Raw genomic sequence first — 1,666 nt, forward strand, 5'->3', positions numbered from 1 at the left:
ATGGTGAAAAAGAGCTTCTTGGGCTGTGGATGGCTCAAACTGAAGGCGCTAAGTTCTGGTTATCAGTGATGAACGAGCTCAAAAACCGTGGCGTTGACGACATCTTCATTGCCTGTTGCGATGGCCTCAAAGGCTTCCCAGAAGCCATTGAAGCGGTTTACCCGAAAACTCAGGTGCAACTGTGCATTGTGCACCAAATTCGCCATTCGCTGCGCTACGTGAATTGGAAACAACGCAAGACTATCGCTGCTGACTTAAAACTGATTTATGGCGCCGCTACTCGCGCTGAAGCGGAGCAAGCGTTGGAAGACTTCGCTGTAAAATGGGACGCCGAGCATCCCACCATCAGCCGCTCATGGCGGGCAAACTGGGAGCGTTTAAGTGTGTTCTTCGACTACCCGGTCGAGATACGCAAAGCTATCTACACCACCAATGCGATTGAGTCGCTGAACGCGTCACTGCGAAAAATCACCAAAACTCGCCGTTCGTTCCCGAATGATGAAGCGGTCATGAAAGTGTTGTACTTGGCCTTGCATCAGGCTTCAAAAAAGTGGACGATGCCCATACGCAACTGGAAACCGGCCATGGCGCAGTTCGAGATTATGTACCAGGATCGGATTTAACAGTGCAACTAGCCATTTATACAAAATCTTTTACAGTCTCATTCATACTAGCTAATCTTTGTTTGCCGGCCAATAAATCTTGGACTATCATCTTACTTTTGGCCGCTTAATAGGAATATAGTCCTACTTAAGGTGAGGTAAGCCATTAGTTGGTAATTTCTACTTAAGCTTTGTGCGGTGTCAACGAAAGCTCAAAGCCGCAAGCATGTGCATATTTCACAAGCGTGGCCCAACTTGGGTTTGTATTACCACGCTCAAGCCTGCTGATATTGCTTTTACTTGTATGCATTCGTTTAGCCAACTGTTCTTGGGTAAGACCTGCCTGCGCACGCATACTTAGTAGCTGATTTATAAGTTTGAATTCATCCTCAAGATTGTCGTATTCGGCTTTTACTTGTGGATCGCTCAATGCGCGCGCTTTTAATTTTTGTAAGTTCATGATGTTTTTACCTCCACTTGCCTTTTACGAGCAATCTCAATTTCATTTTGCGGTATTTTCTGTTTCTTTTTGACAAACACACTAAGTACGCAGATCTGTTCGCCATGTAAGTAGCAAAATAAACCGCGGGCAATGCCCTCGTGAGCCTTAGCTCGTAATTCGAAGAGCCCACTGCTTAAGGGTTTTGTATGCGGCGGGCCTAAGTTAGGCCCGTGCGCTTCCATAAGTTCCAACAGCCGAATCATTCTTGCCTGAATTCTAGGCGGAAGACTTAATAAATCCTCCTCCACGCCTCTATAAAACGTGATCGTCCACGACATATAATACAACCTCCATGTTATCGTTTATGATAACCTCGTTGGCTGGGCTTGTCGAATTTATAAACTGTAGTTGCCCCCGCTAAAACGGAGGCAGTTGCCTCCGTTCAGTACTGACGACGCTATGGATAGCGATAGTATTGAAGATACCAGCCACTTTCTAACTCAATTGAAAACTTTACCTCCTCTTCACCTCTTACCCGATTAGCGTCCCGATATTCGGTGGTTTCCTGACTGAAGAAGCCTTCGCTATATTCGTAGGTACCATGATCAGCGGGTTGATACCA

At 46.1% G+C, this 1,666-nt stretch carries 3 protein-coding genes; 1 reads left to right on the plus strand and 2 read right to left on the minus strand.

All coding sequences use genetic code 11. The annotated features are described in order from the left end of the window. Positions 1–623 (plus strand): IS256 family transposase (locus tag BLP64_RS10665; protein WP_143001103.1); only part of this gene is annotated, 623 nt, incomplete at its 5' end. Between the two features lie 163 nt (positions 624–786). Here BLP64_RS10665 and BLP64_RS10670 read toward each other — a convergent pair. Together BLP64_RS10670 and BLP64_RS10675 are read right to left on the minus strand one after the other, a co-directional pair. Next, positions 787–1,062 (minus strand): helix-turn-helix domain-containing protein, encoded by a 276-nt coding sequence (locus BLP64_RS10670; protein WP_092594018.1) that lies wholly within the window; start codon positions 1,060–1,062, stop codon positions 787–789. Further along, positions 1,059–1,382 (minus strand): type II toxin-antitoxin system RelE/ParE family toxin, encoded by a 324-nt coding sequence (locus tag BLP64_RS10675; protein ID WP_092594019.1) that lies wholly within the window; start codon positions 1,380–1,382, stop codon positions 1,059–1,061. Before BLP64_RS10675 ends, BLP64_RS10670 begins: the two co-directional genes overlap by 4 nt. Positions 1,383–1,666: the final 284 nt, after the last annotated feature.

Source organism: Pseudidiomarina indica (assembly GCF_900104245.1).
Lineage (GTDB): Bacteria > Pseudomonadota > Gammaproteobacteria > Enterobacterales > Alteromonadaceae > Pseudidiomarina > Pseudidiomarina indica.

What these genes read in the sequence shown, in the direction of transcription:
- BLP64_RS10670 (WP_092594018.1), bottom strand. Translation starts at nt 1,062, where the DNA reads ATGAACTTACAAAAATTAAAAGCGCGCGCATTGAGCGATCCACAAGTA.
- BLP64_RS10675 (WP_092594019.1), bottom strand. Translation starts at nt 1,382, where the DNA reads ATGTCGTGGACGATCACGTTTTATAGAGGCGTGGAGGAGGATTTATTA.